This is a genomic window from Neobacillus sp. NPDC093127, from assembly GCF_044754175.1.
GTDB lineage: Bacteria > Bacillota > Bacilli > Bacillales > Cytobacillaceae > Neobacillus.
The window spans coordinates 76,378-97,525 of sequence record NZ_JBIVOP010000002.1; the positions used below are offsets into that span (position 1 = coordinate 76,378).

Annotated in this window: 16 protein-coding genes; 12 read left to right on the plus strand and 4 right to left on the minus strand. The window is 40.2% G+C overall.

What is annotated here, in order from left to right; translation table 11 throughout:
* Window positions 1-60: 60 nt before the first annotated feature.
* Together galU and ACIQCO_RS03525 are read left to right on the plus strand one after the other, a co-directional pair.
* A complete protein-coding gene (gene galU / locus ACIQCO_RS03520) occupies window positions 61-936 on the plus strand; it encodes a UTP--glucose-1-phosphate uridylyltransferase GalU (RefSeq protein WP_400426018.1) in 876 nt (291 codons plus the stop codon).
* Window positions 937-970: 34 nt separating this feature from the next.
* Window positions 971-2,065, plus strand: coding sequence for a glycosyltransferase family 4 protein (locus tag ACIQCO_RS03525; RefSeq protein ID WP_400426020.1), 1,095 nt, complete (start codon window positions 971-973; stop codon window positions 2,063-2,065).
* A gap of 39 nt (window positions 2,066-2,104) precedes the next feature.
* Here ACIQCO_RS03525 and ACIQCO_RS03530 read toward each other — a convergent pair whose 3' ends face one another.
* Window positions 2,105-3,358 (minus strand): glycosyltransferase, encoded by a 1,254-nt coding sequence (locus ACIQCO_RS03530; protein WP_400426022.1) that lies wholly within the window; start codon window positions 3,356-3,358, stop codon window positions 2,105-2,107.
* A 187-nt stretch (window positions 3,359-3,545) separates the two neighbouring features.
* Between ACIQCO_RS03530 and ACIQCO_RS03535 the strand changes: the two genes are divergently transcribed.
* The 5 genes from ACIQCO_RS03535 to ACIQCO_RS03555 all read left to right on the plus strand — a co-directional run bounded on the left by ACIQCO_RS03535 (window position 3,546) and on the right by ACIQCO_RS03555 (window position 9,219).
* A complete protein-coding gene (locus tag ACIQCO_RS03535) occupies window positions 3,546-4,736 on the plus strand; it encodes an N-acetylmuramoyl-L-alanine amidase (RefSeq protein WP_400426024.1) in 1,191 nt (396 codons plus the stop codon).
* A 126-nt stretch (window positions 4,737-4,862) separates the two neighbouring features.
* On the plus strand, window positions 4,863-5,882 hold the full coding sequence (gene galE, locus ACIQCO_RS03540) for a UDP-glucose 4-epimerase GalE (protein ID WP_400426026.1): 1,020 nt from the start codon (window positions 4,863-4,865) through the stop codon (window positions 5,880-5,882).
* Between the two features lie 224 nt (window positions 5,883-6,106).
* Entirely contained in the window at window positions 6,107-7,213 is a 1,107-nt protein-coding gene (locus tag ACIQCO_RS03545; protein WP_400426027.1) for a glycosyltransferase, read from the plus strand.
* 444 nt (window positions 7,214-7,657) lie between these two features.
* On the plus strand, window positions 7,658-8,719 hold the full coding sequence (locus ACIQCO_RS03550) for a glycosyltransferase family 4 protein (protein ID WP_400426029.1): 1,062 nt from the start codon (window positions 7,658-7,660) through the stop codon (window positions 8,717-8,719).
* A gap of 116 nt (window positions 8,720-8,835) precedes the next feature.
* A complete protein-coding gene (locus ACIQCO_RS03555) occupies window positions 8,836-9,219 on the plus strand; it encodes a GtrA family protein (RefSeq protein ID WP_400426031.1) in 384 nt (127 codons plus the stop codon).
* 98 nt (window positions 9,220-9,317) lie between these two features.
* Here the strand turns inward: ACIQCO_RS03555 and ACIQCO_RS03560 are convergent, their stop codons facing one another.
* Complete coding sequence (locus ACIQCO_RS03560) at window positions 9,318-10,370, minus strand: LCP family protein (RefSeq protein WP_400426033.1); 1,053 nt, start codon at window positions 10,368-10,370, stop codon at window positions 9,318-9,320.
* 376 nt (window positions 10,371-10,746) lie between these two features.
* Between ACIQCO_RS03560 and ACIQCO_RS03565 the strand changes: the two genes are divergently transcribed.
* Together ACIQCO_RS03565 and ACIQCO_RS03570 are read left to right on the plus strand one after the other, a co-directional pair.
* A complete protein-coding gene (locus ACIQCO_RS03565; RefSeq protein WP_400426035.1) occupies window positions 10,747-15,579 on the plus strand; it encodes a bifunctional 2',3'-cyclic-nucleotide 2'-phosphodiesterase/3'-nucleotidase in 4,833 nt (1,610 codons plus the stop codon).
* A 159-nt stretch (window positions 15,580-15,738) separates the two neighbouring features.
* Window positions 15,739-16,791, plus strand: coding sequence for a glycosyltransferase family 4 protein (locus ACIQCO_RS03570; protein WP_400426037.1), 1,053 nt, complete (start codon window positions 15,739-15,741; stop codon window positions 16,789-16,791).
* Window positions 16,792-16,884: 93 nt separating this feature from the next.
* On the opposite strand, the gene ACIQCO_RS03575 is transcribed toward ACIQCO_RS03570, so the two are convergent.
* The gene (locus ACIQCO_RS03575; protein WP_400426039.1) at window positions 16,885-17,523 is read right to left on the minus strand and encodes a YigZ family protein; all 639 of its coding nucleotides are present in this window, start codon (window positions 17,521-17,523) and stop codon (window positions 16,885-16,887) included.
* A gap of 333 nt (window positions 17,524-17,856) precedes the next feature.
* On the opposite strand from ACIQCO_RS03575, the gene ACIQCO_RS03580 reads away from it, so the two are divergent.
* From ACIQCO_RS03580 to ACIQCO_RS03590, 3 genes are all read left to right on the plus strand, one after another.
* Window positions 17,857-18,999 carry a sensor histidine kinase gene (locus ACIQCO_RS03580; RefSeq protein WP_400426042.1) on the plus strand — a complete coding sequence of 381 codons (1,143 nt, stop codon included), beginning with the start codon at window positions 17,857-17,859 and terminating at the stop codon, window positions 18,997-18,999.
* A 60-nt stretch (window positions 19,000-19,059) separates the two neighbouring features.
* Window positions 19,060-19,746, plus strand: a complete 687-nt coding sequence (locus ACIQCO_RS03585) for a response regulator transcription factor (protein WP_400426044.1) — start codon at window positions 19,060-19,062, stop codon at window positions 19,744-19,746.
* A gap of 153 nt (window positions 19,747-19,899) precedes the next feature.
* Window positions 19,900-20,739, plus strand: coding sequence for a DegV family protein (locus ACIQCO_RS03590; RefSeq protein ID WP_400426568.1), 840 nt, complete (start codon window positions 19,900-19,902; stop codon window positions 20,737-20,739).
* An 87-nt stretch (window positions 20,740-20,826) separates the two neighbouring features.
* On the opposite strand, the gene ACIQCO_RS03595 is transcribed toward ACIQCO_RS03590, so the two are convergent.
* The coding region (locus tag ACIQCO_RS03595; protein ID WP_400426046.1) for a hypothetical protein at window positions 20,827-21,148 on the minus strand (322 nt) is incomplete at its 5' end.

Consider the following 21,148-nt stretch of genomic DNA (forward strand, 5'->3'; position numbering starts at 1 on the left):
ATGAAATAATTGAAATGGACTCATACAAATTTAAAATGGTAAAAAGGAGATTTTTTTAACATGAAAAAAGTTAGAAAAGCGATTATTCCCGCTGCCGGACTAGGTACCCGGTTCTTGCCAGCAACAAAGGCGATGCCTAAAGAAATGCTCCCAATTGTCGATAAACCTACAATTCAATATATTGTTGAAGAAGCAATAGAATCGGGGATTGAAGATATTATTATTGTTACCGGAAAAGGAAAAAGGGCGATTGAAGATCATTTTGATCATGCATTTGAACTAGAACAAACCTTATTCGAAAAGAAAAAGTTTGAGCTCCTTGAAAGTGTTCAAGCCTCATCGAATCTAGTTGATATACATTATATCCGTCAAAAGGAGCCAAGGGGTCTTGGGCATGCAGTCTGGTGTGCAAGAAATTTCATTGGTGATGAACCCTTTGCTGTTCTTTTAGGTGATGATATTGTCCAGGCAGAAACACCATGTTTGCGCCAGCTGATTAATGAATATGAACATACTCTTTCTTCGGTCATTGGGGTTATGCAGGTAGCTGAAACAGAAACACACCGCTACGGGGTCATTGACCCATTGGAACAGGATAATAGAAGATACCAGGTGCGTCAATTTGTAGAAAAACCAAACCCAGGAACCGCGCCATCTAATCTTGCCATCATTGGCAGGTACATCTTGACACCGGAAATTTTCATGTTTCTTGATAAACAAGAAATTGGCGCCGGCGGAGAAATACAACTGACGGATGCGATTCAGAAGCTAAATGAAATTCAGCGTGTTTTTGCCTATGAATTTGAGGGCAAACGGTATGACGTCGGAGAAAAGCTCGGTTTTATAGAAACAACCATCGAGTTTGCCCTGCAAAAAAAAGAAATTAGAGAAGGATTACTTGATTTTATGGCGCAGAAGTTAAAGGAAAATAATTGATAAGTTTTTCTGAATATAGTAAAGAGGTAATTTTATGAAAAAAATAAAAGTTCTTCATGTATGTGATTCGCTAGATAAGGGCGGTTTAGAAGAGGTTATCTACAATCTTGTTAAAAATACGAATGATCAGGAATTTGAAGCAAGTGTAGCCTGCTTTAAAGGCGGTGTAGTTGCTGAACGACTTAAAGAAAAAGGCTTTACCTGCTATGAAATCAATGAACAAAAGAAAATCCCGAGAATCAATAAGTTGAAAAACTATATGAAAGAAGGACAGTTTGATATCGTTCAAGTCCATTTTTCCTTTCATGGAATACTTGCGGCCAAACTAGCCGGTGTCAAAGTAATCGAAACAACCCATAATACCTATCATTTTTTCGAAAATCCGTGGGGGAGATTGAAGTATAGCTTTTACCTCAATCTGGTGGACTCGATTGTGTCCGTTTCAAAAACGGTTGAAAATTTCAATTTAGCTAATTTTAAAATCATGAATAAGAAGAAAACGGTTGTCATAAGAAACTCGATTGATTCAGAAAGAGTGTCCCCGACAGAACGGACGAAAGAAGAGTTGAAAAGAGAATTTGGACTCCCTGAGAATTCGTTTGTTATTAGCACCCTTTCACGGATTGATGTTCAAAAAGGTTTAGAATACTTTATTGAAGCTGCGAAAATGTTGAATCAAAAATATGATCAGCTTGTCTTTTTAATACCAGGAGAAGGTTCGCAGGACTATAGCCAATCCTTACGAAATATTGCCGAGGGTGTTGATAATATAAGATTTATCGGCCATGTATCCAAAGTAAATGAATTGTTTAAGGTTATCGACATTTTTGCGATGACATCCCTATGGGAGGGGGCACCGCTTACGCTCCTTGAAGCAATGGCCTACGGGAAAGCAGTCGTCGTAACGGACGTTGGAAATACAGCGGAAGTGATCCAGGACAATGTTAATGGCTTTCTTGTTGAAAAAAAGGATGTTCAAGCATTTGTTGATCGGGTGATGACATTGATTGATCATCCAGAAAAGCGTCTTGCAATCGAGGGTCAGGCCCAGCAAGACTTTAATGAAAAGTTCAGTAACCAAATTATGATTTCTACTTACAAACAATTATATAAATCCCTGATTAACTAAGGAAGAGCGGCAACTGTCCGACAGTGCCGCTCTTCTTTATTAGTTGGAAGCCAGTCTTTTTACTAGTTCCGCAAAACGCTCATCCCATGTTGTTTTCTCCAAAAAGGCTTCCAAGTCCTTGTATTGCAGCTTGGAATCAAGCAATTGCTGATAATCCTTTAAAATCGTTTCCGTTACCTCTAATTCATTTTGGCAGTGTGTAACGAACGGATAGGTTCCGATATGAGGAATTCCAGTAGAAACGGTAGGTAACCCAAAATATAAGTATTCATATATTTTAATCGGGTCTACTGCTTCTGATAGTTTACTTGGCTTAAAAGGAATAATCCCGATATGCCATTTTTCAACAAATGTATGAAGCTCACTTGGATGGACCTTCCCATAGAACTTACAGTTGGGAAGTGAATCAATCTTCGCTAAAATTTCTTCTGGCGCGCCATGACCGATAAAGTGGAAATAGAACTGCTTGTTTTTTGCTAAGGAAAAAATGAGATCCCAATCAAACCATGAAGGGGTCAGATGTCCAAAGTACCCGATATGAATTTTTCCATCGGGCAGTTCCTGTCGCAAAGAGATATTCCCTTTCCCGGACAATGCTGGATTATACCCATTGCCAATCACATCAATATCATTTCTAATAAATGAAAATTTGTCTTTTAATGGCTGGGAAACGACGGTAACAAGATTGGCTATTTGCACAAATGACTCTTCTACACCGCGATTGTACCACGAAGCATCTCCTGTTTTGTAGAATTCTTCCCATTCATCCATGATGTCATAAATAATTTTATACCCAGATTTTTTAAGTTGGTCTGTGCTTCCATAGAATAGCTTCGCAGGGAATGTCGTGATATACGTTTTAGTTCTGATTTCATCAAGAATCGTCAATTTTTCGAGATGATATGTGAAGTCGTAAACAGGAACCTGAAAGATATTCTTGTAAACCTTTTGATAGCTCTTTTGCAGCTTTTCCTGATCGTCCCATTGCCAAGCGACAAAGAGGACGGCAATCCCTTGCTCAGCTAAGTATTTTGCCAGGTTGATTGTCCGTTGGTTATACAATTCTTCAAACTCACGACCAGATGTTAAAATAACCAATCCGTTAATGTCTTTCCGTTTATAAAGATCGATAATTTGTTGGTAAACATCATTGAGCTGAGCGTTTTCTCGTTTGAAGACTCGATTAACACCCATTTTAGTGAATATTCTTCTTTGCGTCTTTTGAAGGGTGTTTTGCAAGCCATTTTGCTTAATGGCTTTAACACCCTTCCGGATTAAATGTTTAACTGACATGTTCTTGCCCCTTTATATGATAGTGGTTCCATTATACCTTATTCCATTGGGATTTAAAATTCCGGTGAATTTTGTTGTTGTTTTGCCTCTTTCTTTGAAACAGCATGATAAAAGTCCTGAATTAAGCCTAAGCCCTGACCAAATGCTCCCTTTTTGCATAAATAATAAATAAAGGAGAGGATTAGCCATGAATATTATTCAACGACTCATTCCTGTTTCCAACACGAGCACTCGGCCGGGGCTAGAATTGACGCCAAAATACATTACGATCCATGAAACCGATAATACCGCCGCTGGCGCGAATGCTGAGGCACATGCGTGGTTACAGCAGCGCGGTAATGACCGGACAGCTTCCTGGCATTTGCAAATCGATGACCACGAAGTCATCCAGTCAATCCCGTTTGATGAGGTGGCATGGGCCGCCGGCGATGGGCGGAATGGACCGGGAAATCGAACGTCAATCCATATCGAAATGTGTGTGAATGCAGATGGAGATTACGAGAAGACGGTTTCCAATACGGTCGAAGTCGTCCAATATTTAATGAGTCGATTTAAGATATCGATTGATCATATTGTTCCTCATAAGCATTGGACGGGTAAGAATTGCCCGCAAAATTTACTGCCTCGCTGGGATGGCTTTATTAAACGGTGCCAGAGCGGCAATGAGGGATGGGTACAAATGGATGAGCAGACGTTCTTTTATCAGAATGGCAACAAGAAAACAGGCTGGCTTAAAGATGAGGGTAAATGGTATTATCTTGATGCCGATGGGGTCATGCAAACCGGCTGGGTCAAAGTCAGCAATAAGTGGTATTTTCTTAACACCAATGGGGTCATGCAGACAGGCTGGGTCAAAGTGAAGGGAAGATGGTATTTCCTTACTAGTGATGGTGCGATGCAAACCGGCTGGGTTAAGGTTAAGGGATTATGGTATTATCTTGATGTCGATGGAATTATGCAGACTGGCTGGATACAGGTTAATAACAAGTGGTATTACCTTAATAGCGATGGGGCGATGCAAACCGCCTGGATCAAACTGAAAGGAAGATGGTATTACCTTCAAAGCGATGGCGCTATGCAAATCGGCTGGGTCAAGGTGGATAACAAATGGTATTATCTTGATGCAGATGGAGTCATGCAAACAGGATGGATTCTGGATAAGGGGAAGAAGTACTATCTAGACACCAACGGAGCGATGGTAACAGGATCACAAACGATTGAAGGAAAGCAATATAGTTTTGATAAGGATGGAGCATTAAGAGAAAAACAAGCGGAAGAACCACAGCCCCCGCCAACTGATAAGGGAACCAATCAAGGTGTCAGTAAAAACACAGTAACTGATTCAATCACGGGTAAAAGCGAAGAGCCTTCTCCATAGGGAGAAAGGCTTTTTTCGTTTTCAAGAGTGTTTTCAACTCTTTTAGAATATGATAATCGTCAAATTTCATGGTATAATTTATCAACCTTGGTTAATTAATTTTTGGATATGAGGGGGGAATAAGTCATGGCAATATTAGTGACGGGCGGGGCAGGTTATATTGGCAGTCATACATGTGTCGAACTGTTAAATGCAGGCAAAGAAATAATTGTTATCGATAATTTCTCAAATAGTAAGCCTGAATCATTAGTTAGAGTAAAAGAGATAACGGGTAAAGACTTCCTGTTTTATGAAATGGATCTGCTTGACCGCGAGGGTCTCGAAGAAGTATTTTCAACTAACCAAATCGACGCTGTAATCCATTTTGCCGGATTAAAGGCGGTTGGGGAATCGGTATCCATTCCTCTCCATTATTATCATAATAATATTTCAGGAACCCTCATTCTTTGTGAGGTGATGGCCAAGTTTGCGGTGAAAAACTTAGTGTTTAGTTCTTCGGCAACGGTTTACGGCATGCCTGAACGAGTTCCGATTTCAGAGGATTTCTCACTGAGTGCAACAAATCCTTACGGCCGGACAAAATTGATGATTGAAGAAATTTTAACGGATTTATATATTGCTGATAATAGCTGGAGTATTGCCTTATTGCGTTACTTTAATCCAATTGGAGCCCACGCTAGCGGAAGGATTGGCGAGGATCCAAACGATATTCCCAATAATTTAATGCCCTATATCACTCAAGTGGCCGTTGGCAAATTAAAAGAACTGCAAGTGTTTGGCAATGATTATCCAACCGTTGATGGGACGGGTGTAAGAGATTACATCCATGTTGTTGACCTTGCGCAAGGCCATTTAAAGGCACTGGAGCGGGTAATACCAACTAGTGGAGTAGAGGCTTATAATCTAGGAACGGGAACTGGCTATAGTGTCTTAGAGCTTGTTGAAGCCTTTGAAAGGGCCGCTGGAGTGGAAATTCCTTACAAGATTGTTGAGAGAAGACCCGGAGATATTGCAGTTTGCTACGCAGACTCTAAAAAGGCAAAAACCTTGCTAGGCTGGGAGGCCCAAAGAGGAATTAAAGAAATGTGTCAGGACTCATGGAGATGGCAGCAGACGAATCCAAATGGCTATGAAGCCCGCGATTAAGCTGTTTAAGCATGTGAAAAAATTGGAGACTCTCAAAAATTCGGTTACTCACGAATTTTTGAGGTCTCTTATTAAGGTTTAACCAGTTTAAATTTCATTGGCTGGAAACAGTAAATTTTGGCTGAAATTCTGCGTATTGTAACCTTTCCTTACTGTTTTTCGTCAAATTTCATGATATATTATGATGAATGATAAACATTTTAATTAAAGCAGTAGGAGAAAATATGAAGAATAAAGTAACAGTCATTTCAAATATGTACCCCACGAACGAACATAAAAGCTTTGGAATTTTTGTGAAAAATCAAGTAGAAGCACTAAGAAATAAAGGTTTAGCCGTTGATGTAATTGCGATTGACAATCCAAATAAAGGTAAACTGAATTTACTGAAGAAATATGGAAAATGGGCGTTCACGTTTCTAGTCCATTTACTTTTTAAAGGAAACAGAACATCGGTTGTCCACGCACATTATGTATTTCCAAGCGGCTGGCTGGCAAAATGGTACAAAAAGCTTTTTGGAGCTCGGTTTATTGTAACAGCCCATGGCGGCGATATTGACAAAATGGTGAAAAAAAGCGGACGTATATTTAATATGACCCAAACCATTTTAGCAGAAGCTGATCACGTCATTGCTGTTGGCCAGGAATTATACACGACACTGGAAACAGAATTTGGTGTCTCACGCGACAAGCTTTCCCTCATTAATATGGGCGTTAATCTGGAAGTATTTAAAGTAGTGGATAAGACAACGGCTCGTTTGCGCTGTGAGATTCCGCAAAATAAAACGCCGCTGTTGTTTGTTGGCAATATTATTGAGCAAAAAGGTCTTAATGACCTGATTGAGGCCTTCGCAGTACTTAAGAAGGACCAGCCTGATTATGAATTGTACATAATTGGATCGAATAAGGACCAAGGGTATTTTCAAAAACTTGAAACCGTGATAGCGGAAACAGGTTTAAAAGAAAGTGTTCATTTTCTTGGGACGAAACAGCAAGCGGAAGTTGCTTTATGGATGGCTGCTGCGGAAGTATTTGTGCTTCCTTCCCATCTTGAGGGGTTTGGCCTTGTCGCCTTAGAAGCAATGGCCTGCGGGACGCCGGTGGTTGGCTCGAATGTAGGCGGATTAAAGTACCTGCTCCAACAAGAGACCGGGATGCTTGTTGAAGCAAAAAATCCCGCCGAGCTGAAAAACGCCCTTCAAACCGTCTTAGGGTCTGAAGAGCTGAAACAAAAACTAATTCGCAAAGGCTTAGAAAAGGCGCAGGAAAATGACCAAAATATCATGACGGATAAAGTAATCAACCTCTATCAATTACAAAAGCAAAAGGGCTGAAAAAGATGCCCTTTTGTGGAAATGGGGCGGAGCGCCGCATAAATTAAGTATATTTAACCAGTTGAACAGAAAATAGTTATGACAGTACTTTGAACTGATGAAGCGTAGCTCTGCTCACACCGCCATTATTATGTTGGTGTATTACTCATATTTTATTTATTTCCAAGCATAGGATGGGAGTTGAGACTCAGCTAGTTTTTATCGATTTTCTTCTATTAAATTAGTAATTATGAAATATATGAAATATTTAGTAACTTGATTGAATTATAATATCTATTTTAAATAGGCGCTAGCTGTGTTATAATCCAACATGGTACGTTAGTTTACAAAGTTTACAAATGGTTATTAAATAAGATAACTAATTTTTAAGTAATATATAAAGTTACTTCATTTTGCTTGTTTGCAAGTTGTTTAAATAGGCAAATAGTTTCGAGGAGGATCATAATGATCTACGTCACCCTGATTATATGCTTTATCAGTTCAATTCTGCTTACACCATTAGTTAAAAAACTTGCTTTCAAAATTGGGGCAACAGATAAACCAAATCACAGAAAAGTTCATCAAAAAATTATGCCGCGTCTTGGCGGACTGGCAATTTACTTAAGCTTCATTATCGGTATGCTGGTGCTTCGACCAGAAGATCCGTATGCTCTATCGATTATTATTGGAAGTATTATCATTGTCATTACTGGAATACTAGATGACATGATTGAGCTTTCGGCGAAAGTTAAACTTATCGCCCAAATAGCTGCTGCCGCCATTGTTGTCATTTGGGGCGGAGTACATGTTCAATTTATTAACCTGCCTTTCGGAGGACACATTGAATTTGGTTATTTAAGTATTCCATTGACGATTATTTGGATTGTCGGTATCACCAATGCGATTAATTTGATTGATGGCTTAGACGGCCTTGCTGCAGGAGTATCTTCCATCGCTTTAATTACCATTTCTGGGATGGCCATTATTATGGGAGATGGCTATGTAACAGCCGTATCCTCGATTGTACTGGCAAGTACTCTTGGGTTCCTAATTTACAATTTCCACCCCGCAAAAATCTTTATGGGTGATACAGGTGCCTTATTCTTAGGCTATATGATTTCGGTATTATCGCTTCTGGGCTTTAAAAACGTCACCTTGATTTCTTTTATTGTCCCAATTATTATTCTTGGTGTGCCGATTTCTGATACCTTCTTTGCGATCATTCGCCGAATTGTTAATAAAAAGCCGTTATCTGCGCCGGATAAATCACATTTGCACCATTGCCTGCTCAGACTTGGATTTACCCATCGTCAGACCGTATTGATGATTTATGCGATGGCAGCCTTCTTTGGACTTGCGGCTATCATCTTTTCACAAGCAAAGCTGCTTGGCGGCTTTTTCTTCATCGTGATTCTTTTGATCATGATTGAACTGTTTGCCGAAATGATTGGCCTTGCCGGAAAAAATTATCGGCCATTAATTAAAATGATGCGCGTTCTGCTCGTCACTTCAGAACGGAATAGATAAATATGGAAGAGCCTGACCTGCCGTGGTCAGGCTCTTTTCCTTATATATCCTAAGAAATAAAAAAATGGGTAGAATATTTAAGGGATTATATCGCAGGAAAAATAGGGGAAATTAATATGAAAAAATTCCTGAAATTTGGGGTTGTTGGAATTGTTAATACACTTATTACTATAGGAAGCTTTATTGTTCTTGTGTACTTTGGGATGAACTATATTGCTGCTAATATCACAGCGTATGGCTTAGGGATGATAAACAGCTTTTTTTGGAATAAGAATTGGGTGTTTCAGGCTAAATCAAGAAAGCTATCTCTTGTTTTTAAATTTGTGGTTGTTAATTTTCTAACTCTGGGTTTTGCTACAATATGTCTTTACGTATTTGTTAAACACATGGATATTCATTCTTCCGCAGCTCAGATTGTTTCCACATGTTTAGGTTTGGCAATAAATTTTCTATTAAACAAGAAATGGACATTTAGCGAAAAAGAGCTAGAAACTATTTAGCGAAGCTGTTAGAATTCATGCGCCAGAAACGGACAGTTCATGGCTATTAGACTAAAGAAAAAGAGCCGTATCACTTCGTGTGATGCGGCTCTTTTTCTTTAGTTTGTCGATGAATCCTCGTTACTGTCGGCATTGGCATGGACAGCATTGGTCCCTTTATCAGCAGTTGAATCGGTACCAAGATGCGCTTTGAGAATCGATTTTGTTTCTTCAAGATTTTGTTTATCAAGCTTATAGTAGTAAATTTTATTAATAGTTTTATCTTCACCCTCAAGGTTCAAGGTTTCAATGTTTAAGCCGCTCCCGGCAAGTCCATAATCCATCAAGGATTTCATATCATTGAATGACATATTTGTTTCCATATTGTTGCCAACTGCATCAATCATGTCCGCATGTTTGGAAAAGGAACCAACGGAAAGAGCCTTTTTAAAAATCGACTTAATAATCTCCTGCTGTCTCATCCCGCGCATAACATCAGAATCTTTATGCCGTGTTCTGGCAAGAGCAAGTGCCTGCTCGCCTGTTAATGTTTGAACACCAGGTTTTAAACGAATTGCATTGTGGTTATCTTCGGAATCTTTTTCTGAAATCGCATAAGGAACATCGGCTTCAATTCCGCCTAAAGCATTAACAACATCAATGAATGCATAAAAGTTGACTTTTACATAATAATCAATTGGAATATCGAGAAGTTCTTGGACAGTTTCAATCGTCAAACGCGCTCCGCCGTATGCGTGTGCATGATTAATTTTTGTATACATATCTTTTTCAGGAATATGAACATAGGAGTCACGCGGAATGCTTAACAGTTTAACTGATTTATCCTTTTTGTTGAGGGTAGCAACAAGTAAGGCATCCGTTCTAATGGCTTCACCGTATTGTTTCTCTCGGCTTTTAGCTGCATCAACGCCCATTAGGAGAATAGAAATGTTATCCATATCCGGATTAACTTGGGTTGGCCGTTTTGAGGTTGTATTTACTGGTTTATACGATTTATTAATAACGGATTCAGCTTTATTAAGTAAAAAAGTCGCATATCCAGCCCCGCTTAAGACAATGATTAATAGTGGTACGAAAATCCAGATAAAGATCCGTTTTTTTCGCCCCTTTTTTTTCTGACTTACCCTTTGAGAGCGTTGGAATTCGGTCATATGAGTTCTCCTTTAATAAAAATATCATTAATTTACAATTATCCTAGCTAAAGACCAGCTTTTATTTTACTCTTTTTTAAGCACTACGTAAATTGAATTTTTGTGTCGAATATTGAAAACTACCAATCTTCTATACTATTCCTCGCCAAGGACCACATTCTAATAGACGACAAAATCCGTGTCTAGGTTACATGAGTTTACAAGCCTTTTATTTTTCAAAAAAATGATTTAACGTTATGAAGATTCAGTTAATTACAATCTATAAATTTTCAATTAAAATCTTGTAAAAATTTTTTAAAAAGACTATTAAACTCTAATGAAAATTAGTAGAATAAATCTTGCAATAAAAAATATTTTGTCGAAGGGCGGAAAGAGTGTGAAGAGAAAGATTAAAAGAAGCATCAAGAAACGTATGCTTAATGGTTCTCTAGCTGTCGCGTTAGCGCTTTCAGTGGTTCCATTGAATATTTTCCCACATGCAGCCAAAGCAGAAGGTATTGGAAGTACGGCAACTCTTCGTATCTTGGAAACTACGGACCTGCATTCCAATGTAATGCCGTATGATTATTTCAAAGATGCAGAAGTAAAAGATTATGGACTAGCAAAAACAGCAACGCTAATCAAACAGGCTAGGTCTGAAAAAACCAACTCGATGCTTTTTGATGCTGGTGACACGATTCAAGGGAATCCGCTTGCCAGTTATGTTGCGAAAGTAAAAAGATTAGCACCAGATGAAACTCACCCTATTTACAAAGCAATGAATTATTTGAAATATGATGCAGGTATCGTTGGAAATCATGAATTCAACTATGGTTTAGACTATTTGAATGATGTTTTAGAGGAAGTTCAGTTCCCGATTGTAAACGCTAACATCTATAAAGACGATCATGATAACGATCCTACCAATGATATTAACTATTTTACCCCTTATAAAATCCTGCCTAAAACTATTAAAGATGATGCTGGAAACGAGCATGAAATTAAGGTTGGGGTAATCGGCTTTGCACCACCGCAAATCATGAGATGGGACAAGGATAACCTTTCTGGGAAAGTCATTACGAAGGATATTGTCAAAGAAGCAAACAAATTCATTCCAAAAATGAGAGCAGAAGGCGCAGATGTAATTGTAGCGATTGCGCACTCTGGCTGTGATATCGATGAAGCAGGTAAAGAAGAAGCTGAAAATGCAGTATATGATTTAACCAAAGTTCCTGGCATCGATGCAATGTTGTTTGGACATGCCCACGTGAACTTCCCTGGAGATGCGGGCTTTAACGGCAAGGCTAACATTGATAATACGAATGGGAAAATAAATGGAGTACAAGCTGTCGAAGCCGGTTTCTGGGGAAATAACCTCGGAGTTCTTGATTTAGCTCTTGTACAGGATGCAAATGGAAAGTGGATAGTTGATAAGGCTAACTCTAAATCAGTTAACCGTCCTGTATCCGCTGACACAGCTTCAGATGAAAAAATCGTTGCTGATGTGAAGGATGTCCATGAAGCTACTCAAACCTATGTACGGGGAAAAATTGGTGAATCTGATATTCCAATGCACAGCTTCTTTACCCGTGTAATGGATGATGCGTCAACGCAAATTGTTAATGCAGCACAAATGGATTACGTGAAAAAATGGATTAATGCAAATGCACCAGAATATAAGAATGTTCCTGTTCTTTCGGCAGCAGCACCATTTAAAGGCGGCCGTGGTGGTGTCGGGGATTATACGAACATTCCAAAAGGTGATGTCGCAATCAAGAGTGCGGCTGATTTGTATTTGTTCGATAATACCTTAAAAGCTGTGGAGGTTAACGGTGACCAAGTGAAGCGCTGGTTAGAAATTTCTGCTTCACAATTCAAAACAATCGACCCGAGTAAAGAAGGAAACCAAGATTTACTTGACTATGATTTCCGTCCCTACAACTATGATGTTATTGATGGTGTTAAATACGAAATTGACGTTACGAAACCAGTAGGTCAAAGAATCATTAAATTAACGATGATGGATGGAACGGCTGTTCAACCAACTCAAAAATTTATCGTTGCAACAAATAACTACCGTGCTGGCGGAAGCGGCGGTCTACCTGAGTTGAAGGATGCGAAAGTTGTCGTCGATTCTCCATTTGAAAACCGTCAAATTTTAATGGATTATATTACGGCAAAAGGCACGATTAATCCTGTTGCAGACAATAACTGGAAGATCGCTCCTGTTGGCGGCGTTGCCAAATTAGTATTCCATTCTGCTCCAGAGGCTAAACCATACCTTGGTCAAACACCAAATGTTAAAGACCTTGGAGCATCAACAACAAAACCAGGATACGAGCTATTTGAATTAGATCAAAATGTTCATGTTCAATTACTAGGAATCAACGACCTTCATGGTCAACTAGACTACAAAACAAATGTTAATGGTCAGCCTGTAGGTGGAATTGAATACCTAGCTGGTTATTTGAAAGAAAGAGAAGCAACAAACCCTTCTAATACATTAATGGTTCAAGCGGGAGACGCAGTAGGTGCAAGCCGTCCGGTATCTGCCCTATTACAGGATGAGCCAACCATTCGCTTCTTAAATGAACTTGGCTTCGATGTAGGGACAATTGGTAACCACGAATTTGATGAAGGTGTAGCAGAAATGAAGCGCCTAATCAATGGTGGCGCGCATCCGGCAACGGAGAAAGATTTTGGAGTATTTGAAGGTGCGAGTTTCCCATACGTTGTAGCTAACGTTGAGGATGAAAAAACTGGAAAATTAATTTTAGATCCATATGTAGTAAAAGAAGTAAACGGTGTGAAAATTGGCTTTATCGGTGTTGTTACAACTGAAACACCAACAATCGTTACTCCAAGTGGTGTAGCTGGCGTGAAATTTACAGATGAAGCAACAGCAATTAACAAATACGCTGCTGAATTAAAATCACAAGGCATTAAATCAATCGTAGTCCTTGCCCATAATGCTGGAACATCAAATACTGATGGCACGAACGCTAAAGGAAGCGTAGTTGACATTGCTAAAAAGGTTGATAAAGAGGTTGACGTTATCTATGGTGCACATGACCATGCCTATTTGAATGCTAATGTCGATGGCAAATTACTCGTCCAATCTTATTCTTACGGAACAGCATTCTCTGATATTGATTTAACAATTGATCCAATTACACAAGATGTTGTAACAAAGAAGGCTGAGATTGTAAGAACATTCCAAAACAAAGAGCATCTTGATGCAAAAATCAAAGCAGAGCTTGATAAGTATCAAGCATATATAGCTCCAAAAGTAAATGTAGTAGTTGGAGATGCTGCAAACGTAATTACTAAAAAGGTAAATGCCTCTGGAGAATCCGCAATGGGGAACTTAATTGCCGATTCTATGCGAATTCAAACTGGAGCACAATTTGGATTTATGAATTCCGGCGGTGTACGCGACGAAATTAAGAAATCCGGCCCAATCACTTGGGGAGATTTATTTGCTATCCAGCCATTTGGTAATGATGTTGTTACAGAAAAAATTACTGGTGAACAAGTAAGAATCTTGCTGAACCAACAATGGTCTGAAACGAGTTACGCAAAAGTTATGCAAATTTCTGGTTTGACCTACACATGGTCAGATAAATTATCAATCGGAAATAAGATCCTAGATATTTACTTACCTGATGGTTCAAAAATTGATCCAAAGGCTGTATATACTGTCGCTGTAAATAACTTTATGGCAGATGGTGGAGATGGATTTACAATCCTTAAAGATGGTAAGGACAGAGTCACACAAAAAACAGATTTAGATACTTTGATTGATTATGTAAAAGCACAAAAGGGTCCGATCTCAGCAGCAATTGAAGGAAGAATTAAAATGATTGAGGTTACTCCTCCTGCACCTGTTGTTGAAGGCGTAACAGACCAATCAACAAAAGTAACTGGTAACACTGTTGCTGAGGCTCAAGTTGAAGTGAAAGCAAATGGAACGATCATTGGCAGTGCAACTGCCGCTAAAGACGGAACCTTTACTGTAGACATCCCTGTTCAAAAAGCTGGAACGGAACTAATTGTTAAGGCGATTGATGCTGCATTAAACGTAAGCCAAAATGCAAAAGTAATCGTAACAGACGTAACTGCACCTGCAGCACCACAGGTTGATGCTGTAACAAATAAAACAACAAAAGTTACTGGAACTACAGAAGCTTTGGCTACGGTAGAAGTAAAAGCAAATAGCACTGTAATCGGTACTGCAACTGCAGGGGCTGACGGTAAATATTCTGTAACAATTACTGCTCAAAAAGCAGGAACTGAACTTGTTGTAACAGCAACAGACGCTGCTGGCAACGTGAGTGAAGAAACAAAAGTGACGGTTAAAGACGTAACTGCACCTGCGGCACCGAAAGTTTTTGAAGTAACAAATTTAGACACATTTATTATTGGGACTGCAGAAAAAGGTTCCACTGTAGAAGCGAAAGTTGGAAACAAAGTTATTGGCTCGACTGTTGCTGAGAAGGATGGATATTTTGAAATCGAAATCGAAGCACAAAAAGTAGGAACAGTTATTACTGTAACAGCAACAAATGCTGCTGGAAACGTAAGTAAAGCAACTACTGTAACGGTTGAACAATACATTGGATGGTATTATGATGAAGATGGATATCACTATATTAATCCTAAAACTGGCGTTGAACTGACTAATAGCTGGCTCCTGGAAGAAGGAGTTTGGTATCACTTCAATAATAAAGGCATTTTGGAAACTGGCTGGGTTAAAGTAAATGGCAAGTGGTATTTCTTCAGTGATGATGAAGAAACATTTGGCGAAATGCAAACCGGCTGGGTTAAAGACGGCAAGACTTGGTATTACCTTGCATCATCTGGCGCCATGCAAACTGGCTGGGTGAAAGACGGTAAGACTTGGTATTATCTTGCATCCTCTGGTGCAATGCAAGCCGGTTGGATTAAATTGAGCAACAAATGGTATTTCCTTGCTTCAACTGGAGCGATGAAAACTGGCTGGGTAAAAGACGGCAAGACTTGGTACTACCTTGCAGACTCTGGTGCAATGCAATCAGGCTGGGTTAAGGTAAATAACAAGTGGTATTACCTTGCTGCTTCTGGAGCGATGAAAACCGGCTGGGTTCAAGTCGGTGCTAAGTGGTACTTCCTCTACAACGACGGAAGTATGGCTGCTAATACTACAATCGGCAAATACAAACTAGGTAAGGACGGAGCATGGATTAAGTAATCCGTTTACCGCCAAAAGAGGCATTTCCTTCGGGGAGTGTCTCTTTTATATGACTTTCGCTGGAGAAAAATTATATTCTTGTTTTACCGTTTTTTACTATAGGTTATTTGTTTTTGTTTTATCTTTAATGGACAAACTGACTAACAAGGAGGATTTATGATGCTTTATCTTACCTTGCTAGTATGTTTTGTCGTCTCCATTCTTATTACACCACTAATAAAAAAATTTGCCTTTATAATTGGGGCAACAGACCGGCCGAATCAGCGCAAAGTCCATCAGTCGATCATGCCTAGGCTTGGAGGCTTAGCCATATTTATAAGTTTTATCGTCGGTAATATTTTGTTGAGACCCGAAAGCCAATTTTCATGGGCCATTTTGCTTGGCTGTCTGCTCATTATTATTACTGGCTTTTGTGATGATATGTTTGAATTACCTGCCAAGTATAAGCTCCTCGGGCAACTAGCAGCCGCCTGCGCTGTTGTTTTTTTAGGGGATCTACAAATGGTATTTATTAACCTGCCATTTGGCGGCCAACTCCAATTTGGGTTTTTAAGTATCCCTTTTACGATTCTCTGGATTGTTGGCATCACCAACGCAATTAACTTAATTGACGGCCTCGACGGCCTGGCTGCAGGGGTATCTTCGATTGCCTTAATTACGATTTCAGGAATGGCGATTATTCAGGGGAATTTTTACGTAGCAGCCGTTGGCTTAATTGTCCTTGCCAGTACACTCGGGTTTCTAATTTATAATTTCCATCCGGCAAAGATTTTCATGGGGGACACGGGAGCGCTTTTTTTAGGATTTATCATTTCGGTCCTCTCGCTCCTTGGCTTTAAAAATGTCACCTTTATTTCCTTTGTTATTCCAGTGATCATCCTTGGTGTGCCGATTTCCGACACGATTTTCGCGATTATCAGAAGAATCATTAATAAACAGCCCTTATCAGCACCGGATAAATCTCATCTCCATCACTGCATGCTCCGAATGGGCTATTCACACCGGCAAACCGTTTTACTCATTTACGCCATGGCCGCCTTCTTCGGACTAGTCGCGGTCATCTATTCCCAAGCTAGAATCGGCGGGGCACTAGTATTAATTGGGATTGTCGTCCTACTCATCGAAATAATAGCCGAAAAAATCGGCCTAATGGGTAATAACAATCGCCCATTACTAAACATCGTCCGCACACTAAACAAAAACCGCTCTTAAATGGGACGAAGGGACAGGCTCCTCGTCCCACTTTCCTATGATTATTTTCCCAATTGTTTTCTACTGATAAAACGAATATAATCTTTCTTAAGATTAGCTTACATAATCTTCCTCAAGGTAGACGGTTTCGCCTTTTTCAAGGGTACACTGGCCATTGGTTAGTTCAATCATCCAATCCATAAAGACCTGGACGCTGCTTTCGTCAACAAAAGTTTCAACTTCAACGGTATCAAAGTAATGAATTTCTTTAATTTTGTATGTAGATGACCGCAGTTCCTTTTCAATTTTCCCAAGCCAGGTGTAATCAATTTTCACTTGGACGATTTGAGAAAGCTTTCTTTCGACAATGCCAACCGAGTCCAAACCTGTAGATGTTGCTTTTCCATAGGCACGGATGAGACCGCCTGCGCCTAATTTAATCCCGCCAAAGTAGCGGGTGACAACAACTGCTGTGTCTTTCAGTTTTCTTTTTTTCAATACTTCAAGGATGGGAACACCGGCCGTACCGCTTGGTTCACCGTCGTCGTTCGCCTTTTGAATCTGATCATGCTCGCCAATGAGATAGGCAGAGCAGTTATGGGTGGCATTCCAATGCTGCTTCTTAATGGCCAGAATGAATTCCTGCGCTTCCAATTCTGTTTCGACCCTTTTAATGTGGGCGATAAAACGCGATTTTTGGATGTTAATTTCATGGTTGCCAGATTGTTTGACTGTACAGTAGCGGCTCAGCATAGTAAGCTCCTTCCTTCTTTTTATAATTGGGGAAATTAAACAGTTATATGTCAGAAAAGCCTTTTCGAAAAAATATTTGTGTAATATACCTTTAATATGTCAGTAACCTTCGAATGATATAATAGGCTTAATTGGATTGTGCCAGATTTTATCAAAAAGTTTACTATAACAGGAGAAATGAAGTAGAAATAATACTATTATTATACTACTTTTTCTCGAATGCCGAGCCATTAGTCTACATTTTAAGGTGCAAATGTTAGTAAATTGTTACAAGCCAAGGTAAAATGAGTATGAAGGCCTAAAGGGAAAAAATCTCCCCGGAGGAAAAAAACAATGAAAATAGAGCAAATTAATACGAAGTCGATTGATGAAATTCGTGAAGAAATGATTGACACGGTTACTTGTAGTAAAACAGACATATTTCGTATTGGCGAACAATGTCGAACAGACTACGAAAATATGACGAATGAATTGAAATCAATTAAGCAAATGATGGTCAAATTGAATGAAGAAGGCCAGCAGCTTGAAAATCAGGTGCTAGAAGCGCGGGTTATCCTTTCCGAGGTTAGCATGAATTTTAAAAAATATTCGGAGGGAGAGGTCAGGGATGCCTATGAAAAGGCTCACCAGCTCCAAATGGACCTTTCTATAAACTGGCAATATAAGAAACAGCTTTTGGAAAAAAGGGACGATCTCGAGCGAAGACTAATCGGTTTAGATGAAACAATTGATCGTGCGGACCAGTTGATTTCGCAAATATCTGTTGTCATGAATTATTTAACGAGTGATCTAAAACAGGTCGGTAAAGCATTGGAAAATGCCAAAGCCAAACAAGACTTCGGCTTAAAAATCATTGAGGCACAGGAAGAAGAACGCAAGCGGCTATCAAGAGAGATTCATGATGGGCCGGCACAAATGCTTGCCAACGTTATCATGCGCTCTGATTTAATTGAGCGGGTATATCGGGATAAAGGGGCGGAGGAGGCTTTTTCTGAAGTTACCAGCTTCAAAAAAATGGTCCGCGCTGCACTCTACGAAGTAAGGCGAATTATTTACGACTTACGTCCAATGGCATTGGATGATTTAGGCCTTGTCCCAACCCTCAGAAAATATTTACAAACCATCGAAGAATATCATAACCACTCAAAAATTGTGTTTGTGAATATCGGCATGGAACGACGTTTGCCAACTAAGTATGAGGTCGCCTTGTTCCGAATGATTCAAGAATCCGTGCAAAATGCGCTGAAACATGCAAATGCCTGTGAAATCAAAGTAAGTTTAGAAATTACAAATGCTGCAATAACCGTTTTGATCAAGGATAATGGAGCCGGTTTTGATACCACCCAAAAGAAACCAGAGTCTTTTGGAATAATCGGAATGAGAGAGCGAGTTGACCTGCTTGATGGTAAACTCACTTTCGATTCCAAACTTGGCAAAGGAACCGCTGTATTAATTCACGTTCCATTAAACAACTAATTGAAATTGGAATAATTTCTATGACTAATAAAACTAATGAAAGATTAGGGGGCGTAGCAATTGACTACCAAAATTGTCATTATTGACGATCACCAACTATTCAGAGAAGGCGTTAAGAGAATACTAGAGTTTGAAAAATCATTCCAAGTCGTTGCCGAAGGCGATGATGGAAGCGAAGCATTAGGCCTTGTACAGGAGAACCTGCCAGATGTCGTTATTATGGATATCAATATGCCGCAAATGAACGGGGTCGAGGCAACCCGGGAGTTAATTGAGAAATACCCGGATACAAAGGTTATCATTCTCTCGATTCATGACGATGAAAACTATGTAACCCATGCCTTGAAAACAGGTGCAAGAGGCTATCTATTAAAAGAAATGGACGCTGATGCTTTGATTGAAGCAGTCCGTGTCGTGGCTGATGGCGGTTCCTATTTGCATCCAAAAGTCACTCACAATTTAGTCAATGAATATCGTAAATTAGCCGCAGGGGTTGCCAGCGGCGGGCGCGGATATGCTCCAACGCTTGAAATCCGCCGTCCACTCCATTTATTAACACGTCGCGAATGCGAAGTGCTGCAAATGCTTGCCGATGGAAAAAGCAACCGCGGTATCGGTGAGGCCCTATTTATCAGCGAAAAAACGGTCAAAAACCACGTGTCAAACATTTTACAAAAAATGAACGTAAACGACCGCACCCAAGCCGTCGTCGTCGCAATCAAAAATGGCTGGGTTGAAGTCCGATAATTATGTGAAATAGAGTGAAGAGCATGCCGAGGCGCATGCTCTTTTTTCATACTTAGGAAATAGTTACCCAAAATAATGCAATTTATTCCGCTTTCCTATAAAATAAAATACAAAAGGTTTGTTGCAGAAAAAACAAGGATGGTACAAATATTTATGAAGACGGCAGTTGTCACAGATAGCACCGCATACATACCGATAGAATTACGCGATAAATGGAATATACATATGATCCCGTTAAATGTTATTTTCGGAAACGAAGTTTATCAGGAAGAAATCGATATCACCTGGAGCCAGTTTTACGAAGAAGTAAAAACAAAGAAGCTGCCGACCACCTCACAGCCGCCGATTGGTCAATTTGTTGCGCTTTTTGAGCAGTTAGCCAGCGAGTACGATGCTGTTATCTGTGTTCACCTTTCAAGCGGCATCAGCGGCACGTACCAGGGGGCCGTAACCGCAAGCACGATGGTTGAAGGCATCAAGGTTTATCCATTTGATTCGGAAATCAGCTGCATGGTGCAAGGCTTCTACGCTATTGAAGCAGCCGAGCTGGCTGCAAGAGGCGAGGAGCCTGAGGCAATTATCAATCGGCTTGAAGTTTTGAAACAATCTGCCCATGCTTATTTCATGGTCGATGACTTGGCACACTTGCAGCGCGGTGGCCGCCTCTCAGGTGCCGCCGCCTTCATCGGCAGTCTCCTGCAGGTCAAACCACTGCTCCATTTCGTTGACAAGGCCATTGTCCCGTTTGAAAAAATCCGCACCCGAAAGAAAGCGATGAAACGAATAGTCGACCTGCTCGATGAGGATGCTGCGAGCGGAGCTGCCTACCAAGCCGTTATCATTCACGCCAACCGCGAGGAAGAGGCGAAGGAATGGCAGAACGAGTTATCGGCTCTGTATCCCAACGTTGAGTTCTCCATCGGCTACTTCGGAGCCGTCATCGGCACCCACCTCGGCGAAGGCTCGATGGGCATGGGCTGGATGAAAAAATAACTGAAAGTTCCTGTACTGCCATCCCGGCCATAAGTTGGGATGGTTTTTTGTATTGGTTCTTATCACTCTTTAAAAGTAAGCAAACCTTCAAAGGATTGGACTAGTTCGGATAGGTAATAAAAAAGTGGGTTTGGCGATATCCACGGTCAGTTCGGCGAGATTAATGAGAAAGTTGGCGAGATAAATCCGCAGTTTGGCGAGATTACCGTCCAGTTTGGCGAGATTCCGGAACGAGTTGGAGAAATCATCGAAAAGAGTGGGCAAAGCTTCAAAGAAACGGAGTCCAGTCCAGATAAAAAAGGTAATAAAAAAGGGTTTGGCGATATCCACGGTCAGTTCGGCGAGATTAATGAGAAAGTTGGCGAGATAAATCCGCAGTTTGGCGAGATTACCGTCCAGTTTGGCGAGA